The following is a 1,802-nucleotide window of genomic DNA, read 5'->3' as shown; positions in this document are numbered from 1 at the left end:
TCCAGCCAGTCGCCGGTTTCGGCGGGGAAGTGGCCGGAATGGGAGCCGGGGCTCATGCTGTCCATCATGATCAGCCGCAGGTTTTCTTCTTCCACCGTATAGCAGAGGTAGGGCGCAATATCTTCCTTGGCCGGGCACCAGTGGGGCATTACCTCGCGCAGGCGGTCGCGCCTGTCGTGGTTGCCGGGCACGGCGTACACGGGCACCCCGATGGGCGAGAGCTCATCGTGCAGGATGTGATATGCGTTAAGGTCTCCGCTGTCGGCAAGATCGCCTGTGATGACAATAATATCAGGCTGTTGCGTCAGGCTTTTTACGTGAGCCACGGCTTCGTCCAGGCAACGCCGGGTATCTACCACCCTGAAAGACAGGCTGTGGTCGCCCCGCAGGTGCGTGTCTGAAAGTTGCAATATACGCATGATGTTAACCCTGTGCGGTTCCCGCAGCCTGCGCTGCCAATCTGTTATGCCGCGCCTGAATGGTAAAGGCCGAGAACGCGCTGGTTGCTGCGGCTACGAGTACGAAGATGCAGATGTAGAAAGGATCGCCGTCGTTCCACTGGATCAGGGCGGTGCACACGCCGGGCACTATGCCCGCAACCAGAAAGCCCGGAAACTGGTACACGATGGAAATACCCGTGTAGCGCACTTCAGCAGGGAAGAGGTCAGAGAACAGCGCGGCCTCGGGCCCGAAAACACCAGCGTAAAAGATGCTCAGCGGGATGGCGATGGCAAGGCCAACCAGAAACATGTTGCCGCCGCTGCTCTGCATAAGCCAGAACGAGGGAAAAATGGAAATGCCGCAGGCAAGGCTGGCAAGGCCGTAAATGCGGCCCCGGCCAAAGCGGTCGGCCAGGCGGCCAGCAATCAGGATAAAGGGGCACATGAGCAGAGCGGCAAACATGACCGCCGTAAGAGCTTCGGTGCGCGTGGTGTGGATCTGTTGCACAAGGTAGGTGATGGAAAACACGGCCAGCACGTTGAAGAATACGCCGTCAATCCACCGCGCGCCCACGCCCAGTGCAATGTTGCCAGGGTAGTTTTTGCACACGGTCACGATGGGCAGGGTCTTTTTGCTGGTATCGCCCTTGGCTTCAGCCTTGCGGAATTCGGGTGTTTCCAGAATGTGCGTGCGCACATACAGGGCAATGGCGATGAGCACCACGCTCACAAGGAAGGCAAAGCGCCAGCCCCACTCAAGGAACTGTTCGTTGTCCAGCAGCCAGGAGAGCAGGGCGACCATGCCGGAAGAAAGGCACAGGCCAGTGGCAAGCCCCATCTGGGGAATGCTGGCGTAAAAGGCCTTTTGGCGATCACTGGCGTATTCATAGGTCATAAGCACCGCGCCGCCCCATTCGCCGCCAAGGCCAAGGCCCTGACACAGGCGCAGCGTTTGCAGGATGATGGGCGCGGCAATGCCAATGGAGGCATAGGTGGGCACAAGGCCAATGCCCATTGTGGCAATGCCCATGATGAGCATGGTGAGAATGAGCATGCGCTTGCGGCCCAGCTTGTCGCCGTAATGGCCAAATATAAAGCCGCCAAGGGGGCGTGCCAGATAGCCGATGGCAAAGGTGCTGTAGGCCATGATGGTGCCGATGAAGGGATCGGCGGTGGGGAAGTAGAGCTTGTTGAACACAATGCCCGCCACCACGCCGTAGAGGAAAAAGTCGTACCATTCAATGGTGGCGCCAAGCAGGCTGGCAATTACGACCTTGCGCATTTCTTTTTTGGAAGGAACGTATTTTTGCTGTGAGCTGTCGTCCATACAGACACCCTCCGTGTGGGCTGTCAGCACCGCAA

The 1,802-nt window shown here is 58.6% G+C and carries 2 protein-coding genes; both read right to left on the bottom strand.

Features of this window, described 5'->3' with window-relative positions; translation table 11 throughout:
* Positions 1 to 419: metallophosphoesterase (locus tag VEZ52_RS00540; RefSeq protein ID WP_324835069.1), on the bottom strand; the 419-nt coding region annotated here is incomplete at its 3' end.
* Between the two features lie 4 nt (positions 420 to 423).
* Positions 424 to 1,797 carry an MFS transporter gene (locus tag VEZ52_RS00535; RefSeq protein WP_324835070.1) on the bottom strand — a complete coding sequence of 458 codons (1,374 nt, stop codon included), beginning with the start codon at positions 1,795 to 1,797 and terminating at the stop codon, positions 424 to 426.
* Between the last annotated feature and the right edge of the window lie 5 nt (positions 1,798 to 1,802).

Origin of the sequence: Desulfovibrio sp. (assembly GCF_035644575.1) — a bacterium.
GTDB lineage: Bacteria > Desulfobacterota > Desulfovibrionia > Desulfovibrionales > Desulfovibrionaceae > Desulfovibrio.
This window is presented reverse-complemented; position numbering and strand designations above follow the sequence as displayed.